Here is a 23,089-nt window from a genome sequence, read left to right as displayed (position 1 = left end):
GCCGGAACGAAGTCATCTCCACCACAGTCGAGTCCGGCCATGACGCTCGTCGTTGTGCTGCTCGGCGTTCTCGTCGTGCCCATGTCCATCTCGGGTGCGGCCGTGGCGCTGCCGGACATCGGCAAGGACCTGGACACCTCGGGCGCCCCCCTGATGTGGGTGGTGAACATCTACAACCTGCTCTTCGCGGCGATCACGCTCGTCGCGGGCTCGCTGTCCGACCTGTTCGGGCGGCGCCGGATCTTCGTTCTGGGCGGCGGGCTGTTCGCCTTGGGCTCGCTGATCAGCGCTCTGGCACCGCACATCGCGGTACTCGACCTGTCCCGCGCCGTCGCGGGCGTCGGCGCCGCGGGCGTGCTGGCCAGCTCCGGTGCGATCCTGGCGACCACGTTCGACGGGGCGGCGCGCACCCGCGCGTTCGCCGCCATGGGCACCGTGGTCGGCATCGGCATCGCCTTCGGGCCGACCATGTCCGGCTGGCTGGTGGGCAGCCTCGGCTGGCGCGCCGGCTTCCTGTTCTACGTGGTGGTGCTGGTCTTCGTGCTGCTGGGCACGGTCAAGGTCGGCGAGTCGCGGGCCGGGGAACGGCCGCGCGTCGACATCCCCGGCGTGATCTCCTTCGTGCTCGGTCTGGCCCTGGTGATGATCGGCCTGGTGCAGGGGCCGGAGAGCGGCTGGGGGAACCCGCTGATCGTGGCCGCCCTCGTCCTCGGTGTGCTGCTGCTGATCGCGTTCTCGGTCATCGAGCGCCGCAGCGTCCACCCGGTCCTCGACCTGACCCTGATCAAGAACCGCCGCTACACCGGGTGGTGCGTGGGCACGCTGCTCACGTCGATCGGCTTCGTCGGCACGCTGACCTACCTGCCGACCTACTTCCAGGGCGCGAGTGACGCCTCGGCGACCAGCGCCGGTGTGACCATGCTCCTGATGACGGTGCCGGTGCTGGTCGCCCCGCAGCTCGGCGGCTGGCTGATCACCCGTGGCTTCCCGCCGCGCATCCTGATGATGCTCGCGCTGCTGCTCATCGCGGCGGGCAGCGCCTGGCTGACCGTCCTGGAGCCCGGGATCGGCGCGGTCCGTCTCGCCGGGCCGCTGGTCGTGATCGGCATCGGCATGGGCATCTCGTTCGGCATCACGGACGGCCAGGCCATGAGCCAGGTCGAGCCGGAGCGGGCGGGCATGGCAGCCGGGTTCCTCAACACGATCCGCGGCGGCGCCGAGGCCCTCGTCCTGGCGATCTTCGGGTCCCTGCTGGTCAGCCTGATCCAGAGCCGGGTCGGTTCGGCGCGCCTGGCCAAGGAGATCTCCGCGGGCAATCTGCCCGGCGGTCCCGAACACGCCGTACTCGCCGACCACTTCACCAGTGCCTGGCACATCGCCCTGTGGTGGGTGGCGGGCGTCTGCGCCGTCGGCTCGGTCCTGGTACTGGCCATGCTCACCGGCTCCGCCGCGCCCCGTCCCGCGGGCCCGGCCCCGGAGCGGACGGCCGAGTCCGAGAACCAGCACGTCTGATCCCGAGAACCAGCACGGCCGAGACCGACGGCCGGAGCCGACGCCATTCCGCCGTCGCCGGCTACGGCCGTCCCCCGCGCACCGTCAGGCCCGACGCGCCACCCGCTCACCGTTTGGAGCCCGCATGTACGTCATAGCCAACAGGATCACCGTGACCGGTTCGAACGAGCTGTACGAGGAGATCTACGCCCGGGGCGGCGCCTTCATGGAACGGCAGCCGGGGCTGATCCGGCATCAGTTGGTCCGGTCGCTGCATGAGCCCGACGTCTACTTCAGTCTCGCGCTCTGGGCGGACCAGGAGTCCTTCGAGCGGTGTGCGGCGCTCGACGAGTTCCGGCAGATCTTCGGCCGGACCAAGGGACTCGTCGACATCGATCACCACCGCTGCGCCGTCGTGAGCACGGGGGAGCCGGCCCCGGCCGCGCAGTGACCGCCGCCTGCTCATCCGCCCGAGGAGTCTCAATGACGAAGTCAAGCCGGTTGCGTGGCCGGCGAGGCGGAGGTGAACACTCTTCCGTCACGCAGCAGCGCCCACAGGACGCTGGCTCGTCGGCGGGCCAGGGCGATGACGGCCTGGATGTGTTTGCAGCCCTCGCCGCGCTTCTTCAAGTAGAAGTCCCGGTTCGGGCCTTCGCGGATGATGCTGGTCTGCGCGGACATGTAGAAGACCCGGCGCAGGCGGCGGCTGTAGCGCTTGGGCCGGTGCAGGTTGCCCGTGCGTCGGCCGGAGTCACGGGGGACGGGGACGAGTCCGGCCGCCGAGGCCAGGTGACCGGCATCCGTGTAGGCGGACAGGTCACCGGCAGCGACCACGAACTCGGCCCCGAGTATCGGACCCATGCCGGGCAAGGACTCGATGATCTCCGCCTGCGGGTGGCTGCGGAACGTCTCACGGATCTGCTTGTCGATCCGCTTCAAACGATCGTCCAGGGCCAGAATCTGTGCTGCCAGGTCGGCGACGATCTGCGCGGCGACGTCCTCGCCGGGCAGCACGGTCTGCTGGGCATGCGCGGCCTCCAGCGCGGTCGCGGCCACCATGTCGGCGCCGCGGACACTGCGGTTGGCCAGCCAGGCCGTCAGCCTCGCCCGTCCGCGGCGCCGGATCGCCGCCGGGGTCTGGCAGCCCGTCAGCAACACCAGGGCGCCCTTGTGCGCCGAGTAGTCGAAAGCCCGCTCCAGCGCGGGGAAAACGCCGGTGAGCACGTCGCGAAGACGGTTGATCATCCGCACCCGATCGGCCACCAGGTCGGCACGGTGAGCGGTCAGCAGCGCGAGGTCGGCGGCCAGCTGGGCGGGCACGTCGATCGCGGCGAAGTCGTTGCGGTGGCGGGCGGTCTCAGCGATGACGTAGGCGTCCCGGGCATCGGTCTTCGCCTCGCCCCGGTAAGCGCCCGACATGCGGTTCACCGTGCGTCCGGGCACATAGACGGCCCGCTGACCGTGGGCCGCGAGCAGGGCCAGCAGCAACGCGGAGGACGTGCCGGAGATGTCCACAGCCCAGTGGACCTCGTCCGCCAGCTCCAGGATCTCGCCAAGCGCGGTCAGAATCGCCGACTCATCGTTCTCGATCTTCTTCGACCACAGGGTCGCACCGGTCTCGTCGACCACCGCCGCCCAGTGGTGGCCCTTGCCAGCATCGACGCCGGCCCAGACCTGGGCCTTCCGCTCGTTCACTCGCCCCTCCTCGCACCATCCGGCATGCCGTCGGCCCGAGGAACACCCCGCTGTCATCTCCGTAATCAGCGACCGCACGAAGCGCGCACATCTCAATCAGCAGCCAGGGCGCCCCGGAGAGCCGGGCGGCCACTCCTTCGAAGCCACTGAAGGCAAGAACCCATAAGCCACACCCGGCCCTCCCGGGCCGCCTAACAACTTACGGAGAACCCATGGTCAAGACAGGCATCTCGTACTCGTCCCTCACCGCTCCCGACGGCTCGCTGCCCACCCCGCAGGAGGTGGCACGCCGCGCCGAGCAGACCGGCCTGGACTCGCTGTGGGCCAGCGACCACCTGGCCACCGGTGCCCCGTTCCTGGAGAGCACCGTTGCGCTGGCCGCGGCCGCGGCCGCCACCAGCAGGCTCGAAGTCGGCTTCGGCGTACTGCAGTTGGCGCTGCGCAGACTGTCCTGGGCCGCCAAGCAGATCGGTTCACTGCACGCACTGGCACCGGGCCGGCTGCACCTGGGCGTCGGCCTGGGCGGCGTACCGGCCAAGGAGTGGCAGGCCGCCGGGGTGCCGGTCGCCGAACGGGCCCGGCGCACCGACGCGGCGCTGCGCGCGCTCCCCTCGCTGCTGGCCGGCCGGGCGACGGACCTTCCCGATCTGCCCAGGGCGACGGTGGCCCTCGCCCCGGCGGTGCCCGTGCCGCCGGTGTGGATCGGCGGCGGATCACCGGCCGCCCTGCGCCGCGCCGCGACCCTCGGCGACGGCTGGCTGCCGGCCGCGATCACCCCCGAGGGCGTCGCCGAAGGCGTGGACACCCTGCGGGAGTTGAGTGCCGCGGCCGGGCGGTCGGTGTCGCGCGTCACGGTCAGCGTGTTCGCCGCGCTCGACGGGCACCTGGGCGGGCTCTCGCACGACGCCCTGGTGGACATGCTGCACGGACAGTTCGGGTTCCCGCGTGAACTCGTCGATGCGGTCGCGGTGTCCGGACCGCCCGAACTGATCGCCGAGCGCATCACGGCGTATGCGTCCGCGGGCGCCGAACACGTCGTGGTCTGCCCCATCGGCGGGTCCTGGGAGCAGCAGATCGAACTACTAGGGAAGGCCAGGGAGTTGATCGCCTGATTGCAAAGCGGCGGCTGACAACGCACGGTGACCGACATCCTCGGCCACCTGACAGAATATCCCCCCTTCCGTTGCATCCCGGTCGATCCGTGGCAGAAAGTGGTGGCCTCACGCGGCAGGATCCAGACTGCCCCCGTATCGTTCAGGGGAATCAATGGAATTTCGTGTCCTGGGGCCGATCTCCGCCATGGACGATGGGATCGAGTACCTTCCGACGGCCCCTAAACAGCGGCATCTGCTCGCGCTGCTACTGCTGCACGCAAATCTTCCGGTGTCCACCGAGATATGCAGCCAGGAACTCTGGGAGAACAGTCCACCGCCGAGCGCCCTGCCGACCCTGCAGACCTACATCCTGCAGATCCGTCGCTCCCTCGCCCGCTCGCCCACCGTCTGCTCGCTCAAGTCCGCCCGCAAGAAGCTGGTCACGGGCTCGCGCAGCTATCGCATCGTCACCGAACCCGAGACCCTCGACCTCACCCGCTTCACCCGCCTGTTACAGGAGGGCCGGGTGGCACAGCGCACCGGTGACGACCGGGCCGTGTCCCGGATCTTCCGCGCCGCGCTGTCCCTGTGGCGGGGAGAGGTCCTGGCCGATGTGACGCCGGGGCCCCATCTGCGCGAGCGGGTGAACAGCCTCACCGAGCTGAGGCTCGGCATGATGGAACAGTGCTTCGAGGCCGAGCTGCGACTCGGCCTGCATCATCAACTCCTCAGCGAGCTGGGTGCGTTGTCCGCGCGGCATCCGCTGAACGAGAACCTCACCGCCCAGTACATGCTGGCCCTGTACCGGTCCAGCCGGCAGGTGGAGGCCCTGGAGGCGTTCCACCGGCTGCGGCGGATCCTCGACGAGGAACTCGGCATCGAACCGTGTCTGCGGGTCCGGCTGCTGCACGAGGCCATCCTCACCGGCGACCCCCGGCTCGACACCGACCTCATGGACGGGCTCACCCCGGGCAGGGAGAGGGCGGCCGCCAGCTCCTCGACCCGCCCGTCGTGGTGAGGGCCGCGCGGGCCGTCCGGTCCCGCGTGGACGAGCCCGCGGGGCGGCACCGGTCGAACCCGGTGCCGCCCCGCGGCCGTGTCCGTGGTCCGCGCGGATCAGCCGGCGAGGTCCTCCAGGGCGCCCACGAGCTGCGCGGGCAGCGGCATACCGGCGATCTCCGCGGCCAGTGCCTGCGAGCGTTCCCGGTAGGAGGGGTCGCCGAGGATCTTCTCGCAGGCGGCGACCACGGCGTCCTGTGAGTCCTCGCCGTCCGGCACCATCAGCGCGGCCCCGAAGTCGACGAGGCGGCGCGAGGGCGGCACCAGCTTGGGCATGTTGGGGATGAGCAGCTGCGGCACGCCCGCGTTCATCGCCGTCAGGGCCGTACCGCCGCCCGCGTGGTGGACGACCAGGTCGCAGGTGGGCGCGACCACGTCCAGCGGCATCCAGCCGGCCCGCACATGGTGCAGCCCCTCGGTCAGCTCGTCCGCGACCTCGTCGGGTACGGCGATGAGCAGTTCGGTAGCCAACGCGCTGACCTTGGACGCCAGTTCGCGCACATAGTCGAAGTACTGATGGCGGCTGACCCGGCTGCCGGCGGTCACCAGAATCCTGCGGCGGTCGCCGGGGACGTACATCCACGGTTTGAGGGCGCGCTGTCCGTTGCCGGGGACGTACCGCATGGGCCGCGCGTCCAGGGCGTCCGGGGGACGCAGGCTGGGCGGGCAGATGTCGATGTACAGGTCGTGGTCCGGCAGCCGGTCCAGGCCCAGTGCGGCCAGCTCGGGCTCCATGACGCTTGCCGCGGCGCCGTCCACCTCCGGTGGCTCGCCGGTGTCCCACGCCTGCCGCACATAGGGGATGCCGAGGGCCTTGGCGGCCAGCGGCGCGGCGAAGCAGAGCATGCCGCCGACCACGAGGTCGGCCTTCCAGGCGCGGCCCAACTCGATCAGCGCGGGCAGGCTGTCGGCGGCCATCCGGCCGAAGCCGCGGCCGATGAAGTGGATGTGATCCTGCGGATCCTCGGGCCACTGAAGGGCCTCGCCGTCGCGGCCGGTCGTCATGAAGTCACGGATCGAGCGCCCGGTGACGGGAACACCCGGCAGCCCGGCGCCGGCCGCCACCGGCATCATCTCCTCGGTGGCGGCGAGGAACACCTGGTGTCCCGCGTTCCGCGCGGCCGTGGCGAGCGGCGCCAGGCCGAAAATCGTCGCCGGGCTTCCCCCGGCCAGAAACAGAATATGCATGGCCGTCACCCTAGGAATGCGTGCTAGGGAAATCCCAGGAGATTTCTGGAGGACGCTCGCCGGCTTCCCCTGGCAGACCGCTAAGACTTCTCAAGGGCACCGCAAGACCGTTGCGGCATTGTCATTCCCGGCGCTGCCCCACCTATTGAGTGAGAGGTCGCAATGAAAGCACTCGTTCTGTCGGGTGGAATGGGGACCCGGCTCCGCCCCCTTACCCACTCGATGGCCAAGCAGTTGGTCCCGGTGGCCAACAAACCGGTCCTGGTGCACTGCCTGGAGAACATCCGCGCGATCGGCGTGAGTGAGGTCGGCATCATCGTCGGGGACCACGCCGAGGAGATCGCCACCGCGGTCGGCGACGGTGCACGGCTCGGCCTGCGGATCACCTACATACGGCAGCAGGCGCCGCTGGGCCTCGCGCACTGCGTGGCCATCGCCGAGAACTTCCTGGGCGACGACGACTTCGTGATGTACCTCGGCGACAACGTCCTCGTCGAGGGCATCGGCGAGGCCGCGGAGTCCTTCGCGGCCCGCCGCCCGGCCGCCCAGATCATGGTCACCAAGGTGCTGGACCCACGGCAGTACGGCGTCGCCGAGGTCGGCCCGGACCGGGTCGTGCGGGCCCTGGTGGAGAAGCCACGGCACCCGCGCAGCGATCTCGCCGTCATCGGCGTGTACTTCTTCACCCCCCTCGTCCACGCGGCGGTGCGCGCCATCCCGCCCGGCGCGCGGGGCGAGTTGGAGATCACCGACGCCATCCAGCACCTGGTCACCGAGGGCCGCACGGTCACGGCCGTGGAGTACTCCGGATACTGGCAGGACACCGGGAAGATCGACGGCCTGCTGGAGTGCAACCGCGTGCTGCTCGACCGGGTCGAGTCCGACATCCGCGGCCGGGTCGACGAGGAGAGCGTGCTGGGCGGCGCCGTGATCGTCGAGCCCGGCGCCACCGTGGTGCGCTCCCGGCTCACCGGCCCGCTCGTGGTGGGCGCCGACACCGTCGTACAGGACAGCCGGATCGGCCCGCACACCGCGCTCGGCGCCGGCTGCACCGTGCACGGCGCCGACATCGAGGACTCCATCCTGCTGGACGGCGCCGTGCTGGACGGGGTCCGGCCGGTGCGCGCCTCGCTGATCGGCCGCGGCGCGAAGGTCACCTCGCCGCCCGGCACCCGCGCGCATCAACTCGTGGTCGGCGACGACTGCCGGGCGGTGGTCGTGTGACCCACCGCGTCCTGGTCACCGGCGGCGCCGGGTTCATCGGCTCGCACTTCGTGCGCCGCCTCCTGGCGGGCCGCTACGAGGGATACGAGAACGCCGAGGTGACGGTCCTCGATCTGCTCACCTACGCCGGAAACACCGCCAATCTGCCGCTGGACCACCCGCGGTTGACCCTGGTCAAGGGCGACATCTGCGACGAGGAACTGGTGCGGGCGCTGCTGCCCGGCCACCGCGAGGTCGTGCACTTCGCGGCCGAGTCGCACGTGGACCGCTCACTGCTCGGCCCGCGCGCTTTCGTGCGGACCAATGTGCTCGGCACCCAGACGCTGCTGGAGACCGCCCTGCACTCGGGCGTCGAGACGTTCGTGCACATCTCCACCGACGAGGTCTACGGCTCCATCGAGACGGGCACCTGGGAAGAGGCGGAGCCGCTGCTGCCCAACTCCCCCTACGCGGCGTCCAAGGCGTCCTCGGACCTGCTGGCCCGCGCCTACTGGCGCACCCACGGCCTGGACGTGCGGATCAGCCGCTGCTCCAACAACTACGGTCCGCGCCAGCACCCCGAGAAGCTGATCCCGCTGTTCACCACCAACCTGATCAGCGGCCTGACCGTGCCGCTGTACGGGACGGGCCGCCAGATGCGCGAGTGGCTGCACGTGGACGACCACTGCCGCGCCGTGCATCTGGTGCTCGCCCGGGGCCGGGCCGGCCAGACATACAACGTGGGCGGCGGCACGGGCCTGACGAACCGTGAGATCACCGAGCGGCTCCTGGACCTGTGCGGCGCGGACGCCTCCCGGATCCGGCCCGTGGCGGACCGCAAGGGCCACGATCTGCGGTACGCGATCGACGACTCGAAGATCCGCGAGGAACTGGGCTACCGGCCGCTGAAGCCCTTCGATGTGGGACTGCGGGAGACGGTCGAGTGGTACCGCACCCACGAGGACTGGTGGCGCCCGCTCAAGGAGGGTGCGGCCGGCTCGGCGTGACGACCGGCCCGTGCGACGCGAAGGCCGCCCCGTGCACCGGGGCGGCCTTCGTATATGACGGGTCTCAGCCGACGCCGGGGGCGGTGAAGGCGCGCTCGCCGTGCAGCCACTGCACGGCGTCGTACAGGTCGGTCACCGACAACGCCCCGAGCATCGCGTTGCGTTCGGCCGCGGCCCGGCCAGCGGGGTGGTACAGCCGCTCCCCGACCTGGCGCGCGACCCGCTGCGCCCGGGCCGTCCGCGCGCGGCGCGCGGCCGCGTACCTTTCCAGCCGCCGCGGTACGTCGCCCGGCACGGATCCGTCGAGGAATCCGCCCAGCACCACCGCGTCCTCCAACGCCTGGCACGCGCCCTGGGCGGCGTATTGGAGCATGGGATGCGCGGCGTCGCCGAGCAGGGCGACGCAGCCCTGCGTCCAGGTCCCGACGGGATCACGGTCGCACAGCACCCAGGTGCGCCAGTCACGGCCCAGCTCCAGCAGCCGACGGGCGAAGGCACCGAGGCCGGGGAACTCCCCGAGGACCCGCTCCCTGGGCACGGGCACCCCGGCCACCGCCTCGCGCGCCCCGTCGTCCCGGGTGACCGCGAGGTTCAGGAACTCGCCGGAGGCTATCGGATAGTGCACGAAGTGCCACTTCGGCCCCGCCCACAGGGTGACGGCGTTCCAGCGCAACTCCCGGGGCACCGTGTCCATCGGCACGACGGACCGGTAGATCGTGTGCCCCGACACGCGCGGCTCACCGTCGCCGACGAGCTGGGCGCGCACGGTGGAGCGGATGCCGTCGGCGCCGATCAGGGCGTGGCCCCGGACCCGTTCCCCACCGGCCAGGACGGCGGTGACCTCCGCCGCGTTCTGTTCGTAGCGCGCCAGGCCGCTCGCCACCCGCAAGGCCACCCCGGCGTCCCGGCAGGCGGCCAGCAGCGGCCGGTGCAGATCGGCGCGGTGCACGACGGCGTACGGGTTGCCGAAGCGGGCCACGTACGCGCCGGTCAGCGGCATGGCGGCGACCGTCTCGTCCGTGGTGCCGTCCATCAGCCGCAGGGCGTCGATGCGCACGGCACGGTCACGGACGGCGTCGCCCACGCCGAGCCGGTCCAGGGCGTGGAAGGCGTTCGGGCCCAGCTGGATGCCGGCCCCCAACTCGCCGAAGACATCCTGGCGTTCGAGCACGCTGACCCGGCATCCGGCACGGGCCGCGGCCAGGGCGGCGGCGAGCCCTCCGATGCCGCCGCCCACGACGATGAGGTCCATCACTTCGGGCTCCTGTGCGCATAGGCGAGGCCGAGCCCCGCGAGATCCGGTGTGTCGTGCCGCCCTTCGGTGGCCGCCTCCACATCGAAGACATGCACCTGCGTGGGCGGGTAGCCGATGATCTCGGCGGCGCGCGCCGGCAGGTGCTGCGCCGCGGCCTCGGCGGACTCCCACAGGAAGACCGCGCCCCAGCGACCGGTCGGCGCGTCGGACATCCACACCTTCAGCCGCAGGCCCGCGACCTCGGCGAACCGGGCGACGGCCTCGTCGCGCAGAAACGCCCGCAGCGACGCCGCGTCGCGTCCGGACGGCGCGAGATCCCACCAGGCGACGACGGCCTTCACGACCTGAGCACCTCCTTGATCAGCGAGCCCACGATGCGCGGGCCGTTCTGGGTGAGCAATGACTCGGGGTGGAACTGCAGCGACGCGAAGCCCGGTCCGCGCAGCGCGTGCACCTCACCGCTGTCCGGGTCCCGGCAGACCTCCACCGCGCCGACGCCGCCGATGTGCACCTTGTCGTCGGTGCCGTGCGCGGCGAAGGTGTTGTAGAAGCCGACCCGGACGCGCCGGCCGAACAGGTCGATCCACCGCTGCTCGCCCTGGCTGGGGCGGGGCCGACGGCGCACCGCGAGCCCGAGGAGCGAGGCCAGCACCTGGTGGCTGAGGCAGACCCCGAGGAACGGCAGCCTGCGGTCCAGGAGTTCATCGATGCCCGCGCGCAGCCGCGCGATCTTCGGATGGCCGGTGTCCGTGGGGTCGCCCGGGCCCGGACCCATGACGACGAGGTCGTGCGCATCGAGGACGTGGGGCTCGTCGTAGCGGCGGACGGTGACCGTCATACCGAGCGCGCGGAGCTGGTGGGCGAGCATGGCGGTGAAGGTGTCCTCGGCGTCCACCACCAGCGCGGTCCGCCCGCCGAGACCGGCCGGCGCGTCGTCCGCGCCGGAGGCCAGCCAGAAACCGGCGATGCGGGCGTTGCGGCGGGCGAGTTCGGCACGTACCTCGGGGTGGTCGGCGAGGCTGCCGCCGCGGCCGGCGAGCGCGTCGAGCAGCCCGGCCGCCTTGGCCCGGGTCTCTGCGACCTCGGCGGCGGGATCGGAGTGGCGTACCAGGGTGGCGCCGACCCCGATCTCGACCCTGCCGTCCCGGTCCAGGTCCGCGGTGCGGATGAGGATGGCGGAGTCGAGGGCCGGCGCGCCCCGCTCGTCCCGTCCGATGAGCGCGGCGAGCCCCGCGTAGTAGCCGCGCCCGCCCGGTTCGTACCGCGCGATGACCCGTGCGGCGTTCTCCAGCGGGCTGCCGGTGACCGTCGGGGCGAACAGGGTCTCGTGCAGGATGTCGGGGATCGATCGGGTACAGCGGCCCTCGATGAAGTACTCGGTGTGGGCCAGCCGCGCCATCTCCTTCAGCCGCGGTCCCACGACCCGGCCGCCGCCCTCGCAGATGCGGCCCATCATCTTCAGTTCCTCGTCGACGACCATGTACAGCTCGTCGGTCTCCTTGGTGTCCCGTAGGAACTCCATGACCCCGTCGAGGACCGGACCGGTGGGCGGATAGCGGTAGGTGCCGCTGATCGGGTTCATCACCGCGCGCCCAGCGGCCAGGCTGAGGTGCCGCTCCGGGGAGGCACCCACGAGCGTGCGTTCCCCGGTGTGCACCAGGAACGTCCAGTACGCTCCGGTCTCCTGGCCGAGCAGCCGGCGGAAGAAGCGGACGGCGGTGTGCGCGTCGTGGTCCTCGACCTGGGCGACGAAGGAACGCTTCAGGACGAAGTTGGCGCCCTCGCCGGTGCCGATCTCGTCCGCCACGACGCGGCGCACGGTCGCCGCGTAGGTCTCGTCGTCGGGTTCGAAGCGGCCACCGCGCAAGGCGGCGGGGACGGCGGGGACGCGGGCGAGCACCTCGGCGAGCGCCACCCGGGCCTGCTCGCGCACCACGAGGGCGGTGAGCGGGGTGCCGTCGTCGGGTGCCTCGTAGCCGCGTTCGGCGAGCTGCCGGTACGGCACGAGGGCCAGGACGTCATGGCGCGCCACGGCGCCGTCCGCGCCGGGCGCAAGGCCGGGCAGGGCGGACCGCGCCGACAGGGCGTCGAGGGCGTCCAGGGCGTCCAGCGGCACGGTGTCACCCGCCAGCACCTCCACGACGCCGGTCCCCGTGGCCTCGGGCCGGTACAGCAGCGCGTAGGCGGCGACGGTCCCGCCGAGCACCCGGTCCAGCAGGGTGTCGGTCATCCCCGCGCCCCCCGTCCCGGCGCCGCGCGCACCTCGGCGTCGAACTGCTCGGCCCCGATGACGACGGCACAACGCCGGGCCGCGTACCGCAGGGCCATCCGGTGCTCTTCCGCGCCGAAGTCGGCGACCGCGTCGGCCACGACGAACGGCTGGATGTCGTGCGAGAACGCCTCGCACGCCGTCATCAGGACGCCCACATGGGCGTACACGCCGCAGATGACGAGCTGGTCGCGCCGCTCCAGCCGCATCCAGCTCAACAGCCGGGAGTTGACGAAGGCGCTGTAGCGCCACTTGGTGAAGGTGTGGTCGGCCCGGGACGGCGCGAGGTCGTCGACGACCTCGCGGTCCGCCGCGGACGGGGTCATGCCCGGCCCCCAGAAGTCCTGGAGGAGACCGCGCTGACGCGGCGTCATACCGCCGGGCTGGGCCGTGTAGGCCACGGGCATCCTGGTGTCGGCCGCGGCGCGCCGCACCAGCGCGGCGTTGGCGATCAGCGGTGTGCGCACCGGTTCCGGGAAGGGCCGCAGGAAGAAGCGCTGCATGTCGTGGACGAGGAGCACGGCGCGGCGCGGATCGGGCGTCCAGCGCGCCGTGTTGGCGGGCAGGTCGCCGGGGCCCGGCAGCGGATAGGCCGCGATCGCGGGGATGCCGGGGGCGGGCAGCGCCCAGGTCATGCGGACACCCCCAGAGCGGCGCCGCCGTCCACGGTGAGGGACTGCAGGGTGATGTGCCGCGCCCGGTCGGAGAGCAGGTAGACGACGGCGTCGGCGACATCGCCGGGACGGGCGATCCGGCCGAGGGGAATACCCACCCGGTACTCGTCGGGGACGCCCTCCAGGGTGCCGGCGGGCCCGGACGGCTCGCGCCACAGCGAGGCGAGCATAGGGGTGTCGGTGGAGCCGGGCGCGACGACGTTGCAGCGGATGCCGTGCCGGGCCACTTCGAGGCCGAGGCACTTGGTGAACATGGTCGCGGCCGCCTTCGACGCCGCGTACGCCGCCATGTCCGTGCGGGGCGTTCCGGCGGCGTTGGACGCGACCGTGACCACGGCTCCTGGGCGGTGCGCGGCGAGCATGCGGCGCACCACGGCGCGGGAGACAAGGAAGACACCGGTCGCGTTGACGGCGAAGGTGCCGGCCCAGTCCTCCTGACTGAGCGTGTGGGCGCGGCCGGGCTTCAGGACTCCGGCCGCGTTCACCAGGCTGCCGACGCCGCCGAGCCGGCGCTCCACGTCGTCGAGCAGCGCCTCGACCGCCTGTTCGTCGGTGACGTCGACGGCGAACGCGTGGATGTCGAGCCCGTCGGCGCGGGCCTTCTCGGCGAGGACGTCGGGCCGGGCCGCGGCCCGGTCCACGGCGGCGACGGTGACGCCGTGCTCACCGAGGGCCCGGACGATCGCGCTGCCGATGCCGCCGGCCGCGCCGGTGACCAGGGCCGTGGCCCGGGGCAGCTCCGTTTTCTGGTTCAACTTGCCTCCAGTGACAGGTCGTTGGGGTCTGATGCCGTCAGCCGCGCCAGGCCGCGGCCACGACGATCGCCTGGGCGGGGTTCAGGCGCGGGTCGCAGAAGCTGGTGTACTTGCCGGCGTCCCGTTCCTCGGGCGCCTCGCGGGACAGGCACTCGGCGACATCGTCGGGCGTGGTCTCCAGATGCAGCCCGGTCGCGGTGCCGCCGGCCTCGTACACCGCCTCGTAGAACGCCTCCACCTCGTGGACGACCGTTTCGAGGAAGCGGGTCTTCAGCCCGTCCGGGCCGGTGACGGTGTTGCCGTGCATCGGGTCGCACAGCCACAGGACGGGGTGGCCGGCCTGCCGGACGGCACGGACCAGACGGGGCAGCCGGGTGCTCACGGCGGCGGCGCCCATGCGGGCGATCAGCGTCAGCCGGCCCGGGTCGCGGTGCGGGTCGAGCCGCTCGCACAGGGCGAGCAGTTCCTCGGGCGTGATGCCGGGGCCGACCTTGCAGGCGACCGGGTTCACGACGGCGGAGTGCAGGGCGACGTGCGCCCCGTCCACCTGCCGGGTGCGCTCGCCGATCCAGGGCCAGTGCGTGGACGCCAGGTACGGGGATCCGTCGTCGTCCTCGCGCAGCAGGGGCAGTTCGTAGTCGAGGACGAGCGCCTCGTGGCTGGTCCACATCGGGGCGTCCACGTCATGGCCCGGTGTGGGCTGGTGCCAGCCGAGGTGGCGCAGCGCATCGCTCGCCGCGTCGTAACCGGTCAGCAGTCGGCGCGGGTCCGGTGCGCGCAGCAGCGGGTCCGGCTCGGGGCTGTTGACGAGATGCCCGCGGTAGACCGCGAGGACGCGCCCGGCCACCGTCTCCGTCGGCTGCGAGCGGGGCTTGGCGAACTGGCCGGCGATCCTCCCGACGCGCAGCACCGGCTTGTGGGACAGCGATTTGAGGGTGCCGGCGAGCAGGTCGAGCAGCGCCGCCTTGCGCGCGACGTAGCCGCGGGTGCACTCCTCGGGGTCCTCGGCGCAGTCACCCGCCTGGATGACCTGGACGGCTCCGGAGGCGGCCCGCGCCAGCAGGGAGCGCAGCCGGTGGACATCCCGCGCCCGCACCAGCGCGGGCCGGGCCGCGAGATCGTCCCGTACCTGGTGCAGTGTTTCGTCGTCCTCCCACTCCGGCTGCTGGGAGGCGGGCAGTCGGCGCAGGAGCGCGAGATAGTGGTCCACTGAAACCTCCTTCTGGACGGGTGCCGTGAATTCTCCGGGGCTCGAAATAGCACCGGAAAGGAATGGCTCCGGACTCCGTCAAGTCATCTGCCGGGGCAGAGAGGCGGGTCATCGACTCACTTCACGGGCCGTCGGACGTTCTGCTGAAATTCCCTTTCGGGGCGCGCTCGATCCTTTGGATTTCCTATAGAACGTCTCCAGAATCACATCAAGAATTCCCCAGGAAATCCCTCCGTGGCGCGGGTGCCGGACGGGATCGCGCGCTCGCCAGGCACAGCAGGGCGAGTACGGCGGACACGGTCATCCCGAGGAACATCGGCAGCGCGGTGCGGTCACCGCCGAGCCCCATGAGCGGGGCGGCCAGCGCGCCGAGCGCGCTCTGCGCGGTGCCGAGCACGGCGGAGCCCGCGCCGGCCGCGTGGGGCACCGCGCCGACGGCGAGCGTCGTGCCGTTGGCGAAGACGAGGCCGAGTCCGAGGAAGGCGAGCCCCAGCAGGGTGAAGGCCCCGATCAGGCCGAGCCGGCCGAGTGCCGTGACGGCGAGCGCGGCCGTCGCGGCACCGGCCAGCAGGACCAGCCCGGCCAGCAACAGGGACCACGGGCTGAGACGGCCGACGAGGCGGGCGCTCAGGGCGCTGGACAGGGTGGCCGTCAGGGCGCCCGCCGCGAAGGCCGCCGATGCCTGCCCGACGCTCAGCCCGAGCACGTTCTGCAGCAGGAACGGCGAACCGGCGATGTAGCAGAACAGGGCGGCGCTGCCGAAGGCGAAGGCTCCGGTGAAGCCCAGGTAGGCGCGATTGGCCAGGACGGAACGCACCGACCGGGCCACCGCGGCCACCCCGACGGGGGTGCGCCGCCCGGGTGGCAGGCTCTCCGGCACGATCGCGTAGGCGGCGGCGAAGGTCAGCAGGGAGGCCGCCGTGAGGACCCAGAACACGGCACGCCACCCGGTCGCGGTGACCACGGCCCCGCCGGCGAGCGGCGCCACGACCGGGGCCACACCGCCCAGCGCCATCAGGATGCCGAACAGCCGCGCCGCCTGCTCGCCCCGGACGAGGTCGGCGACGACCGCGCGCCCGACGACGAGTCCGGCCGCGCCGCCGACGCCGGTCAGCCAGCGCAGCACGATCATCCATTCCAGCGTGGGCGCGACGGCGCACAGCGCGGTGGCACAGGCGCACACCCCGGTGCCGACCAGAATCGGCCGCCGTCTGCCGAACCGGTCGGACAACGGCCCGAACACCAGCTGTCCCAGGGCCAGTCCCACCATGAAGGCGGTCAGCGTGAGCTGCGCCCCGGACGCATCGGTGCCCAGATCGCCGGCCATCCGCGGAAACGCGGGGAGATACATGTCGGTGGCGAGTGGCATGACGAACGACAGCAGCGCGAGAACCGCGGTGAGCGCGCCCAAGGCCCGCGCCCGTCGGTCGGCACGGGGCGGGCGCGGGGGCGACGACGGTGACAGGGGCATACGAGGCTCCGAGGGGGGAGCCCGCGCGCCCGAGGCACCGGGCTCACGGAAGTACGGGAGATAACGGAAGTACGGGAGATGGGGGAGACGCGGACGAGGGAGGTACGTCACCCCGGGCTCCGCGAGGACCCCGGGGAACAGAACCCGGGTACAGCACGACTCGTCTGCCGCGCTGTACATCCGCAGGTCAGCGATCCAGGGTGGCTTTGCCGCCCGCCATAACGCCGTCCTGCGCCTCGGTGTCGGCGAGGAACGTGTCGGCCCAGCCAGCGTCGAACGACTCCAGGCGGGGCAGTCCGCCGTTCTGCGGGTCACCGGTCCAGGTGAGCCCGACGCCCGGGTTGTGCGCGGCCCAGCCGTACGGCCCGAACAGGTGCGGGCTGCCCCGCACGCCGGTGTCCCGCGCGGCACGCCACTGCGTGAACACCTCTACGCGGCCGGACCCACGGGCCAGGGCGGCGGCCAGCGCGTCCGCGTCGACCTCGGGACATCGCGCCGCGACGTCGAGGATCACCGGGATGACGCTGATGCAGCGGCTCTCGGCGTAGAAGGCGTGCCGCAGCGCGGCGTCCAGCGCGTCCGAGCCGCGCAGCCCGCCGATCGCCGGATCCTTCGCCGCCTGGACGGCCTCCAGCGCGGGCAGTGTGCTGGACGGATAGGCGGCGTCGCGGCCGGACCAGACGCGCCAGCCGAGTTCGGGCCGCATGCCACCGATGACGACGACCTCCGGTTCCACGATGTGCCGCGGCGTCGGCTCGGCGTTGAACAGTTCCAGCGGGAAGGCGCGGTGGTCGATCAGCAGCTCATGGCCTCGGGACCGGGCGGCGGCCCGCACGGTGTGCAGCGCCAGCCCGGCCCAGGGACAGCCGATGTCCGACCAGACGGTGAGCACGGTCATGGCGTCACAGCTCCACCCGCACGCCGTACCGGGTGACCCAGGCGTCGAACTCCAGGAGCCGCTCCAGTACCGCACGGGCGCTCCACGGCCCGCCCATCGCATAGGCGCCGACGGGCCGGTCGAGGAGTCTGCGGACGGCGTCGGCCGAGACCAGCCGGAGCACGGGGGAGCCCTCGGTGATCAGGCCCTCCACCATGCGGCGCAGGGCGAGTTCGTAGGTCACGTCCTGGGTCGAGGGGTAGGGGTTCTTCTTGCGGTCCAGGACGGAGTCCGGGAGGATCCCGCGCATCGCGGAGCGTAGCAGGCTCTTCTCGCGGCCGTCGTGGGTCTTCATCGCCCAGGGGACGTTGAAGACGTAGTCGACGAGCCGGTGGTCGGTGAAGGGGACCCGCACCTCCAGGCTGACGGCCATGCTCATGCGGTCCTTGCGGTCGAGCAGGAAGTTCTCCCAGCGGGTGATGTTGAGGTAGCCGACCTCCCGCATCCGGGCCTCCAGGCCCTGCTCGCCGTCGAGCCGCGGGACTTCGGCGAGGGCCTCGGCGTACCGCTGCTTGATGTACTCGCCCAGCCCGAGCCGGTCCCAGATGCCGACGTCACGCAGGGCACCGATGCCGCCCGCCTGCTCGAAGGGGTGGTGCCAGGGGAAGGTGTCGGCGTCGACGGCGGCGCTGTCGTGGAACCAGGTGTATCCGCCGAACAGTTCGTCCGCCGCCTCCCCGGACAGGGCCACGGTCATCCGCTCCCTGAGCGCACGGCACAGCAGATACAGCGAGTACTCCATGTCGCCGGTGGACACCGGCAGGTCCTGCGCGCGCAGCACCCGGGCCCGTACGTCGGGGTCGAGCACGTCGTCGCTGTCGAGTTCGACGACGACATGCTCGGCGCCGACGTGCCGGGCCACCTCGATCGCGAACGGGGTGTCGGGGTCCTCCCACTGGACGTTGGCCTCGAAGCGCTCGCTGTGCCCGGTGAAGTCGACGGAGAACGCGCGCAGTGGCCGCCGTTCGCCCTGGGCGGCCAGGGCACGGGCGGCGAGCGCGGTCACGGCGCTGGAGTCGAGACCACCGGAGAGCAGGGTGCCGACGGTGACATCGGCGACGAGCTGCCGTTCGACGATGTCCTCCAGCAGTTCGCGCACCCGGCCGATCGTCGTGGGCAGGTCGTCCGTGTGCTCGCGTGCCGTGAGCCGCCAGTACTCGTGCTCGCTCAGCCCGTTCTCGTCGAACCGTACGACGGTCGCCGGACGTACTTCGCGCATGCCGCGGAACACCGCGTGCCCGGGCGTCTTGACGATGCCGAACATCTCACGCAACCCGTCGGCGTCCACGACCGCCTCGGCCTCCGGGTGGCTGAGGATCGCCTTGGGCTCGGAGCCGAAGAGGATGCCGTCGTCGGTGCGGAAGTAGTAGAGAGGCTTGACGCCCATCCGGTCGCGGACCAGGAGGAGCCGCTCGGTGCGCGGGTCCCACAGGGCGAAGGCGTACATGCCGTTCAGCCGCTGAGTGAAGTCCTCGCCCCACTCCAGGTAGCAGTGCAGCAGCACCTCAGTGTCGCTGGCGGTGCGGAAGCGGTGCCCGAGGCGTTCCAACTCGCCCCGCAGCTCGCGGAAGTTGTAGATCTCACCGGTGTAGGTGACGACCGGCGCGTCCGGTGTGCCCGGCGCGGCGGTCATCGGCTGCTTGCCGCCCTCCAGGTCGATGATGCTGAGGCGTTGATGCCCGAGCAGCGCGTGCGGCGAGGCCCACAGCCCGTGTTCGTCGGGGCCCCGGCACTCCAAGGTGCGCGTCATGGCGGACGCGATGTCGGTGTGCCGGGTCAGATCACGTCGCAGACTCACCCATCCCGCGAGACCGCACATCGTCAATCGGTTCCTTTCACTAGGGTCCGTGGGCAGCATGTGCGGGGCGCCGACCCCGAACCACAGGACCGCGGTTACCTCGTCAGGTCCCGCGCCGCGAACGGGCCTGTGGGCTGCGGACCTGACGAAGTGGCGGGCCGCCCCTGCACCGATCGGCCGTGGCCCGCCTAACCTGGCTCCTCATGATCCGCGAGAGGTATGGAGCGTCCATGCGAGGCGGCGGCTCCCCGGTGTTCGCGTGGAAGGCAAGGGAAGAGGGGCCACTCGATGAACGCCGGTGACGCGACCGGCCGTCACCTCAAGCGGTTGCGCGCCGAGGGGGTCTCCGTCTGGTTGCGGGGGTTCCATCACCCCGATCCGGAGGGCGAGCTGCCCAGCCTCCTGACGGCCTGGGACCTGGGAGGAGCGACCTGGACGGTCGACGATGTCCTGGCGGGGGACGGCTGCGCCCGCCTCGCCGAACTCCGGGCGGGCGGGGCCGACCCGGCTCGGGCCTGGCGCGGGCTGTCGGCGGACGCCGCCCGCGCGGCCTGCGACGCGCTGCGCCCGCTGTACGAGGCGAGCCGCAGCCGGACGGGTCTGGTCTCGGCCGATCTCCCGCCGACCGCGCCCGGCCGTTCCGTGGCTCAGGAGGCGCGGGCCCTGTGGTGGGCCGTCGACCGCCCCAATCTGCTGCTGAAGATCCCCGGCACGCACGGCAGTCTGGAGACGGTCAGTGCCCTGGTCGCCGACGGCATCGGCGTCGACGTCACGCCGGTGTTCAGCGCAACGCGCTACGAGCAGGTCTTCGCCGCGTTGTGCGCGGGCCTGGAGCAGGCGCGGCGAGCGGGCCGCGCGCTGCACCGTATCTGCTCGGCGGTGTCGCTGCCGATCGCCCCGATCGACGGCCTGGTGGACCGTCGACTGCGCGAGCAGGGTCTTGCCCCCGCCCGCTATCCGACGGGCGAGGCGGCCCGCGCCCACGCCCGTGTCGTGTACCACCTGCACGAGCAGGCGATGAGCGCGCCGCGCTGGCAGCGGCTCGCCACGCACGGGGCCCGGCTGCCGCACCTCGTGTGGACGGATCTGGCGGCGGTCGGCCCGGTCCGCTACGCCGACCACCTCATCGCCTGGGGAGTGGTGCACGCCCTCAGCCGCCCCGGGCTCCCCACCATCGCCGGCTCCAGCCTGATCGGCGACGCCCTGTCCGGCCGTCACATCACCGCGCGCCAGGACCTGGAGGCGCTGTACGCGTTCGGCCTCTCGTACGAGGAGTTGGCGACGGAACTGGAAACGGCATGGCTGGTCGGCCGGGAGGAGCAGCGGCGCGCCCTGTGGCGAACCCCGGCACGCGAGACCGACCCGGCCGACCCGACCGAACCACACCCGGACCCCACCTGAACCGGACCCTGCCTGGGGGCGGGCTTGGTGTGCGGTGGGCCTGCCCGGCGACGGGTCCGCGTTGCTCGCTTGCCGTCGGGTGTGGGGCGCCCGGTCAGCGGGGCTGAGGTGGGTACCGAGGCAGCGCGGGGCGGATACGGTCTCGGGCAGGACCGCCGTCACCCGTGCCTGTCTGGTCATCGTGGCGGACGTGTCGGTGCCGCCGCTCCGGCGTCGAGGGCCCGCGGCGGATCGCGCCCACCGCCGCCGTACAGGTTGGCCGGGCCGGCAGCCCGTGCGGGCGCCGCGTCCACGGCGAGCGGATCGTGTCCGTCGGGTCAACGCCCCGACCACCGTCCCGACCACCGCCCCGGCATGGGGCACGAAGGCTGTACCCGTGCTGGAGCCGTCGTCCACGCACTCCGGCGCGGAGCCGTCGACGAGCGGCGGTCCGGCCGGGCAGGCGGCGGATCGAGCCGCGCAGCGGCAGCCAGCAGCCAGCAGCCAGCAGCCAGCAGCCGGATACCCGAACCGGCCGGTGCCGGGTCCATGAAGCCGACCGTGCGTGTCGGCGTGCCGTGTGCATCGAGCGCGCTCCGGTGTCGGCCGGTTCGGGCCGTCGGTCGGGAAAACGCTTGGACGCCGTGCGGGTGCCCGCGGGAGACTGCCCGTCCTTGTCCGCCCGTACCGCACCTGGCCCGCGCCGTGGACCGTGTGCAGGTGCGGGCTGTCCTACGACACCACAGGGTTGGGATGGGAACGCCTGAATCGCGTGGGAATCCTCCGCGCAGGGGCTCCGTGCTCCTCGCGCTTCGTTACTACGGACGGGAGTTGGCCCGACTGCGACGGCTCACGGTGCCCGCGATGCTGCTGCCCGCGCTGGGCAACATCGGCATCGCCTATGTCGCGCCGCTGATCGTCGCCAAGCTGGTCGCCCGTCTCGCCGACGACCCCCGGACCGGCATCGGCTCGGCACTGCCGTATGTCCTCGGCTTCGCCGGTGTCCTGCTGTTCGCGGAGGCACTGTGGCGGATCGGGCTGCACTGCCTCAACCGCCTCGACGCGCTCGGCATCGAGCACCTGTACGTGGTCGGCATGGACGAACTGTTCGCCAAGGACGCGACGTTCTTCCACGAGAACTTCGCCGGGTCGCTGACCAAACGCGTACTGAGCTTCGCCTCCCGTTTCGAGGAGTTCGTCGACACTCTGACGTTCAACGTGGTCGGCAGCTTCGTGCCGCTGGCGTTCGGCTCGGTCGTGCTGTGGCGCTACGAACCGCTGCTCGTCGTCGGCCTGTTGACGATGATCACGTTTACCGCGGTGTGCGTGGTGCCGCTGATCCGCCGCCGTCAGGCCCTCGTCGACCAGCGCGAGGAGGCGATCGCCCGGGTGTCCGGCCATGTCGCCGACAGCCTGATGAACATGGACACGGTCCGGGCCTTCGCCGCCGAGGAACGCGAGGCGGCCGAGCACCGCTCCCGTGTCGCCGTGTCCCGCCGGCTCACCCTGCGGTCGTGGGACTACGGCAATCTGCGCATCGACACCCTGGTCGCGCCGATGTCCGTGCTGACCAGCGCGCTGGGCCTGCTGCTTGCGGTCACGCTCGGCGGCGCCGAGCACGGCGTGGAGGCCGTCGTGGTCGCCTTCACGTACTACACCAACGCGACCCGGATCATGTTCGAGTTCAACCAGATCTACCGCCGCCTGGAGAGTTCGATGACGGAGGCGGCGCAGTTCACCGAACTGCTGCGGACGTCACCGACGGTGCTCGACCCCGTGTCGCCCGAGCCGCTGCCGTCCCGGCCCGCCGATGTCCGGTTCGAGCGGGTGACCTTCGCCCACGCGGGCGCCGGGCCGCTCTTCGAGGACCTCGACCTGTCCGTGCCCAGCGGGATGAAGGTCGGGTTCGTCGGCCGGTCCGGCGGCGGCAAGACCACGCTCACCCGGCTGCTGCTGCGGATGACGGACATCGACTCCGGCCGGATCCTGATCGGCGGCCGGGAGATCAACCGGCTGCGCCAGGCGGACCTGCGCAGCCTGATCGCGTATGTGCCGCAGGACCCGGCGATGTTCCACCGCACGCTGCGGGACAACATCGCGTTCGCCCGGCCGGGCGCCACCGACGCCGAGATCCGCCGCGCGGCCGAGGCGGCCCATGTCACGGAGTTCGCCGACGCGCTGCCGGACGGCTTCCAGACCATGGTGGGCGAGCGCGGCGTGAAGCTGTCCGGCGGGCAGCGCCAGCGGGTCGCCCTCGCCCGGGCGATCCTGCGGGACGCGCCGATCCTGCTGCTGGACGAGGCGACCAGCGCCCTCGACTCCGAGAGCGAGATCCTCGTCCAGGAGGCGCTGTGGCGGCTCATGGAGGGGCGGACGGCGCTCGTGGTGGCGCACCGGCTGAGCACGGTCGCCTCCATGGACCGGCTCGTCGTGCTCGACCGCGGGCGGATCGTCGAGCAGGGCACCCACCAGGAACTGCTCACGGCGGACGGCGCCTACGCCAAACTGTGGCGGCACCAGTCGGGCGGCTTCCTCGACGGCATCCCGCCACAGGCCGACCGGCATTGAAGGCCCCCCGGGGGGTCAGGACACCTGAAGGCCCC

Annotated in this window: 19 protein-coding genes; 8 read left to right on the top strand and 11 right to left on the bottom strand. The window is 72.0% G+C overall.

What is annotated here, in order from left to right; genetic code table 11:
* The first annotated feature begins 39 nt into the window (after window positions 1-39).
* Entirely contained in the window at window positions 40-1,512 is a 1,473-nt protein-coding gene (locus tag ACWEKM_RS22250) for an MFS transporter (protein WP_451622920.1), read from the top strand.
* Between the two features lie 124 nt (window positions 1,513-1,636).
* A complete protein-coding gene (locus tag ACWEKM_RS22245; RefSeq protein WP_451622919.1) occupies window positions 1,637-1,942 on the top strand; it encodes an antibiotic biosynthesis monooxygenase family protein in 306 nt (101 codons plus the stop codon).
* Window positions 1,943-1,983: 41 nt separating this feature from the next.
* On the opposite strand, the gene ACWEKM_RS22240 is transcribed toward ACWEKM_RS22245, so the two are convergent.
* Window positions 1,984-3,186, bottom strand: a complete 1,203-nt coding sequence (locus ACWEKM_RS22240; protein ID WP_451622918.1) for an IS110 family transposase — start codon at window positions 3,184-3,186, stop codon at window positions 1,984-1,986.
* A 212-nt stretch (window positions 3,187-3,398) separates the two neighbouring features.
* Here ACWEKM_RS22240 and ACWEKM_RS22235 point away from each other — a divergent pair, with 212 nt between their 5' ends.
* The gene (locus ACWEKM_RS22235) at window positions 3,399-4,298 is read left to right on the top strand and encodes an LLM class flavin-dependent oxidoreductase (protein WP_451622917.1); all 900 of its coding nucleotides are present in this window, start codon (window positions 3,399-3,401) and stop codon (window positions 4,296-4,298) included.
* 187 nt (window positions 4,299-4,485) lie between these two features.
* Window positions 4,486-5,298, top strand: coding sequence for an AfsR/SARP family transcriptional regulator (locus ACWEKM_RS22230; RefSeq protein WP_451622916.1), 813 nt, complete (start codon window positions 4,486-4,488; stop codon window positions 5,296-5,298).
* Window positions 5,299-5,396: 98 nt separating this feature from the next.
* Here the strand turns inward: ACWEKM_RS22230 and ACWEKM_RS22225 are convergent, their stop codons facing one another.
* The gene (locus ACWEKM_RS22225) at window positions 5,397-6,527 is read right to left on the bottom strand and encodes a nucleotide disphospho-sugar-binding domain-containing protein (RefSeq protein WP_451622915.1); all 1,131 of its coding nucleotides are present in this window, start codon (window positions 6,525-6,527) and stop codon (window positions 5,397-5,399) included.
* A 162-nt stretch (window positions 6,528-6,689) separates the two neighbouring features.
* On the opposite strand from ACWEKM_RS22225, the gene ACWEKM_RS22220 reads away from it, so the two are divergent.
* A complete protein-coding gene (locus ACWEKM_RS22220; protein ID WP_451622914.1) occupies window positions 6,690-7,751 on the top strand; it encodes a glucose-1-phosphate thymidylyltransferase in 1,062 nt (353 codons plus the stop codon).
* Window positions 7,748-8,737: a dTDP-glucose 4,6-dehydratase gene (gene rfbB / locus ACWEKM_RS22215; protein WP_451622913.1), complete on the top strand. Its 990-nt coding sequence runs from the start codon at window positions 7,748-7,750 to the stop codon at window positions 8,735-8,737. Before ACWEKM_RS22220 ends, rfbB begins: the two co-directional genes overlap by 4 nt.
* Window positions 8,738-8,801: 64 nt before the next feature.
* On the opposite strand, the gene ACWEKM_RS22210 is transcribed toward rfbB, so the two are convergent.
* From ACWEKM_RS22210 to asnB, 9 genes are all read right to left on the bottom strand, one after another.
* Window positions 8,802-9,992 carry a 3-hydroxybenzoate 6-monooxygenase gene (locus ACWEKM_RS22210; RefSeq protein WP_451622912.1) on the bottom strand — a complete coding sequence of 397 codons (1,191 nt, stop codon included), beginning with the start codon at window positions 9,990-9,992 and terminating at the stop codon, window positions 8,802-8,804.
* Complete coding sequence (locus tag ACWEKM_RS22205; protein ID WP_451622911.1) at window positions 9,989-10,333, bottom strand: YdhR family protein; 345 nt, start codon at window positions 10,331-10,333, stop codon at window positions 9,989-9,991. The genes ACWEKM_RS22210 and ACWEKM_RS22205 overlap by 4 nt, the downstream gene beginning before the upstream one ends.
* Window positions 10,330-12,222 carry an anthranilate synthase family protein gene (locus ACWEKM_RS22200; RefSeq protein WP_451622910.1) on the bottom strand — a complete coding sequence of 631 codons (1,893 nt, stop codon included), beginning with the start codon at window positions 12,220-12,222 and terminating at the stop codon, window positions 10,330-10,332. Before ACWEKM_RS22200 ends, ACWEKM_RS22205 begins: the two co-directional genes overlap by 4 nt.
* On the bottom strand, window positions 12,219-12,896 hold the full coding sequence (locus ACWEKM_RS22195) for an isochorismatase family protein (protein WP_451622909.1): 678 nt from the start codon (window positions 12,894-12,896) through the stop codon (window positions 12,219-12,221). The genes ACWEKM_RS22200 and ACWEKM_RS22195 overlap by 4 nt, the downstream gene beginning before the upstream one ends.
* Window positions 12,893-13,672: a 2,3-dihydro-2,3-dihydroxybenzoate dehydrogenase gene (locus tag ACWEKM_RS22190; protein WP_451622944.1), complete on the bottom strand. Its 780-nt coding sequence runs from the start codon at window positions 13,670-13,672 to the stop codon at window positions 12,893-12,895. The genes ACWEKM_RS22195 and ACWEKM_RS22190 overlap by 4 nt, the downstream gene beginning before the upstream one ends.
* Window positions 13,673-13,727: 55 nt before the next feature.
* A complete protein-coding gene (locus ACWEKM_RS22185; RefSeq protein ID WP_451622908.1) occupies window positions 13,728-14,900 on the bottom strand; it encodes a 3-deoxy-7-phosphoheptulonate synthase in 1,173 nt (390 codons plus the stop codon).
* Between the two features lie 208 nt (window positions 14,901-15,108).
* Window positions 15,109-16,371, bottom strand: coding sequence for a multidrug effflux MFS transporter (locus ACWEKM_RS22180; RefSeq protein ID WP_451622907.1), 1,263 nt, complete (start codon window positions 16,369-16,371; stop codon window positions 15,109-15,111).
* Window positions 16,372-16,558: 187 nt separating this feature from the next.
* Complete coding sequence (locus tag ACWEKM_RS22175) at window positions 16,559-17,269, bottom strand: DsbA family oxidoreductase (RefSeq protein ID WP_451622906.1); 711 nt, start codon at window positions 17,267-17,269, stop codon at window positions 16,559-16,561.
* Between the two features lie 4 nt (window positions 17,270-17,273).
* Window positions 17,274-19,127: an asparagine synthase (glutamine-hydrolyzing) gene (asnB, locus tag ACWEKM_RS22170; RefSeq protein WP_451622905.1), complete on the bottom strand. Its 1,854-nt coding sequence runs from the start codon at window positions 19,125-19,127 to the stop codon at window positions 17,274-17,276.
* A gap of 267 nt (window positions 19,128-19,394) precedes the next feature.
* Here asnB and ACWEKM_RS22165 point away from each other — a divergent pair, with 267 nt between their 5' ends.
* Together ACWEKM_RS22165 and ACWEKM_RS22160 are read left to right on the top strand one after the other, a co-directional pair.
* A complete protein-coding gene (locus ACWEKM_RS22165) occupies window positions 19,395-20,507 on the top strand; it encodes a transaldolase family protein (RefSeq protein WP_451622904.1) in 1,113 nt (370 codons plus the stop codon).
* Between the two features lie 732 nt (window positions 20,508-21,239).
* Window positions 21,240-23,054 (top strand): ABC transporter ATP-binding protein, encoded by a 1,815-nt coding sequence (locus tag ACWEKM_RS22160; protein ID WP_451622903.1) that lies wholly within the window; start codon window positions 21,240-21,242, stop codon window positions 23,052-23,054.
* Window positions 23,055-23,089 lie beyond the last annotated feature (35 nt).

The organism is Streptomyces sp. NPDC004752, from assembly GCF_053601275.1.
The sequence above is the reverse complement of the archived record's forward strand: the minus strand, read 5'-3'. Positions and strand labels throughout refer to the sequence as shown.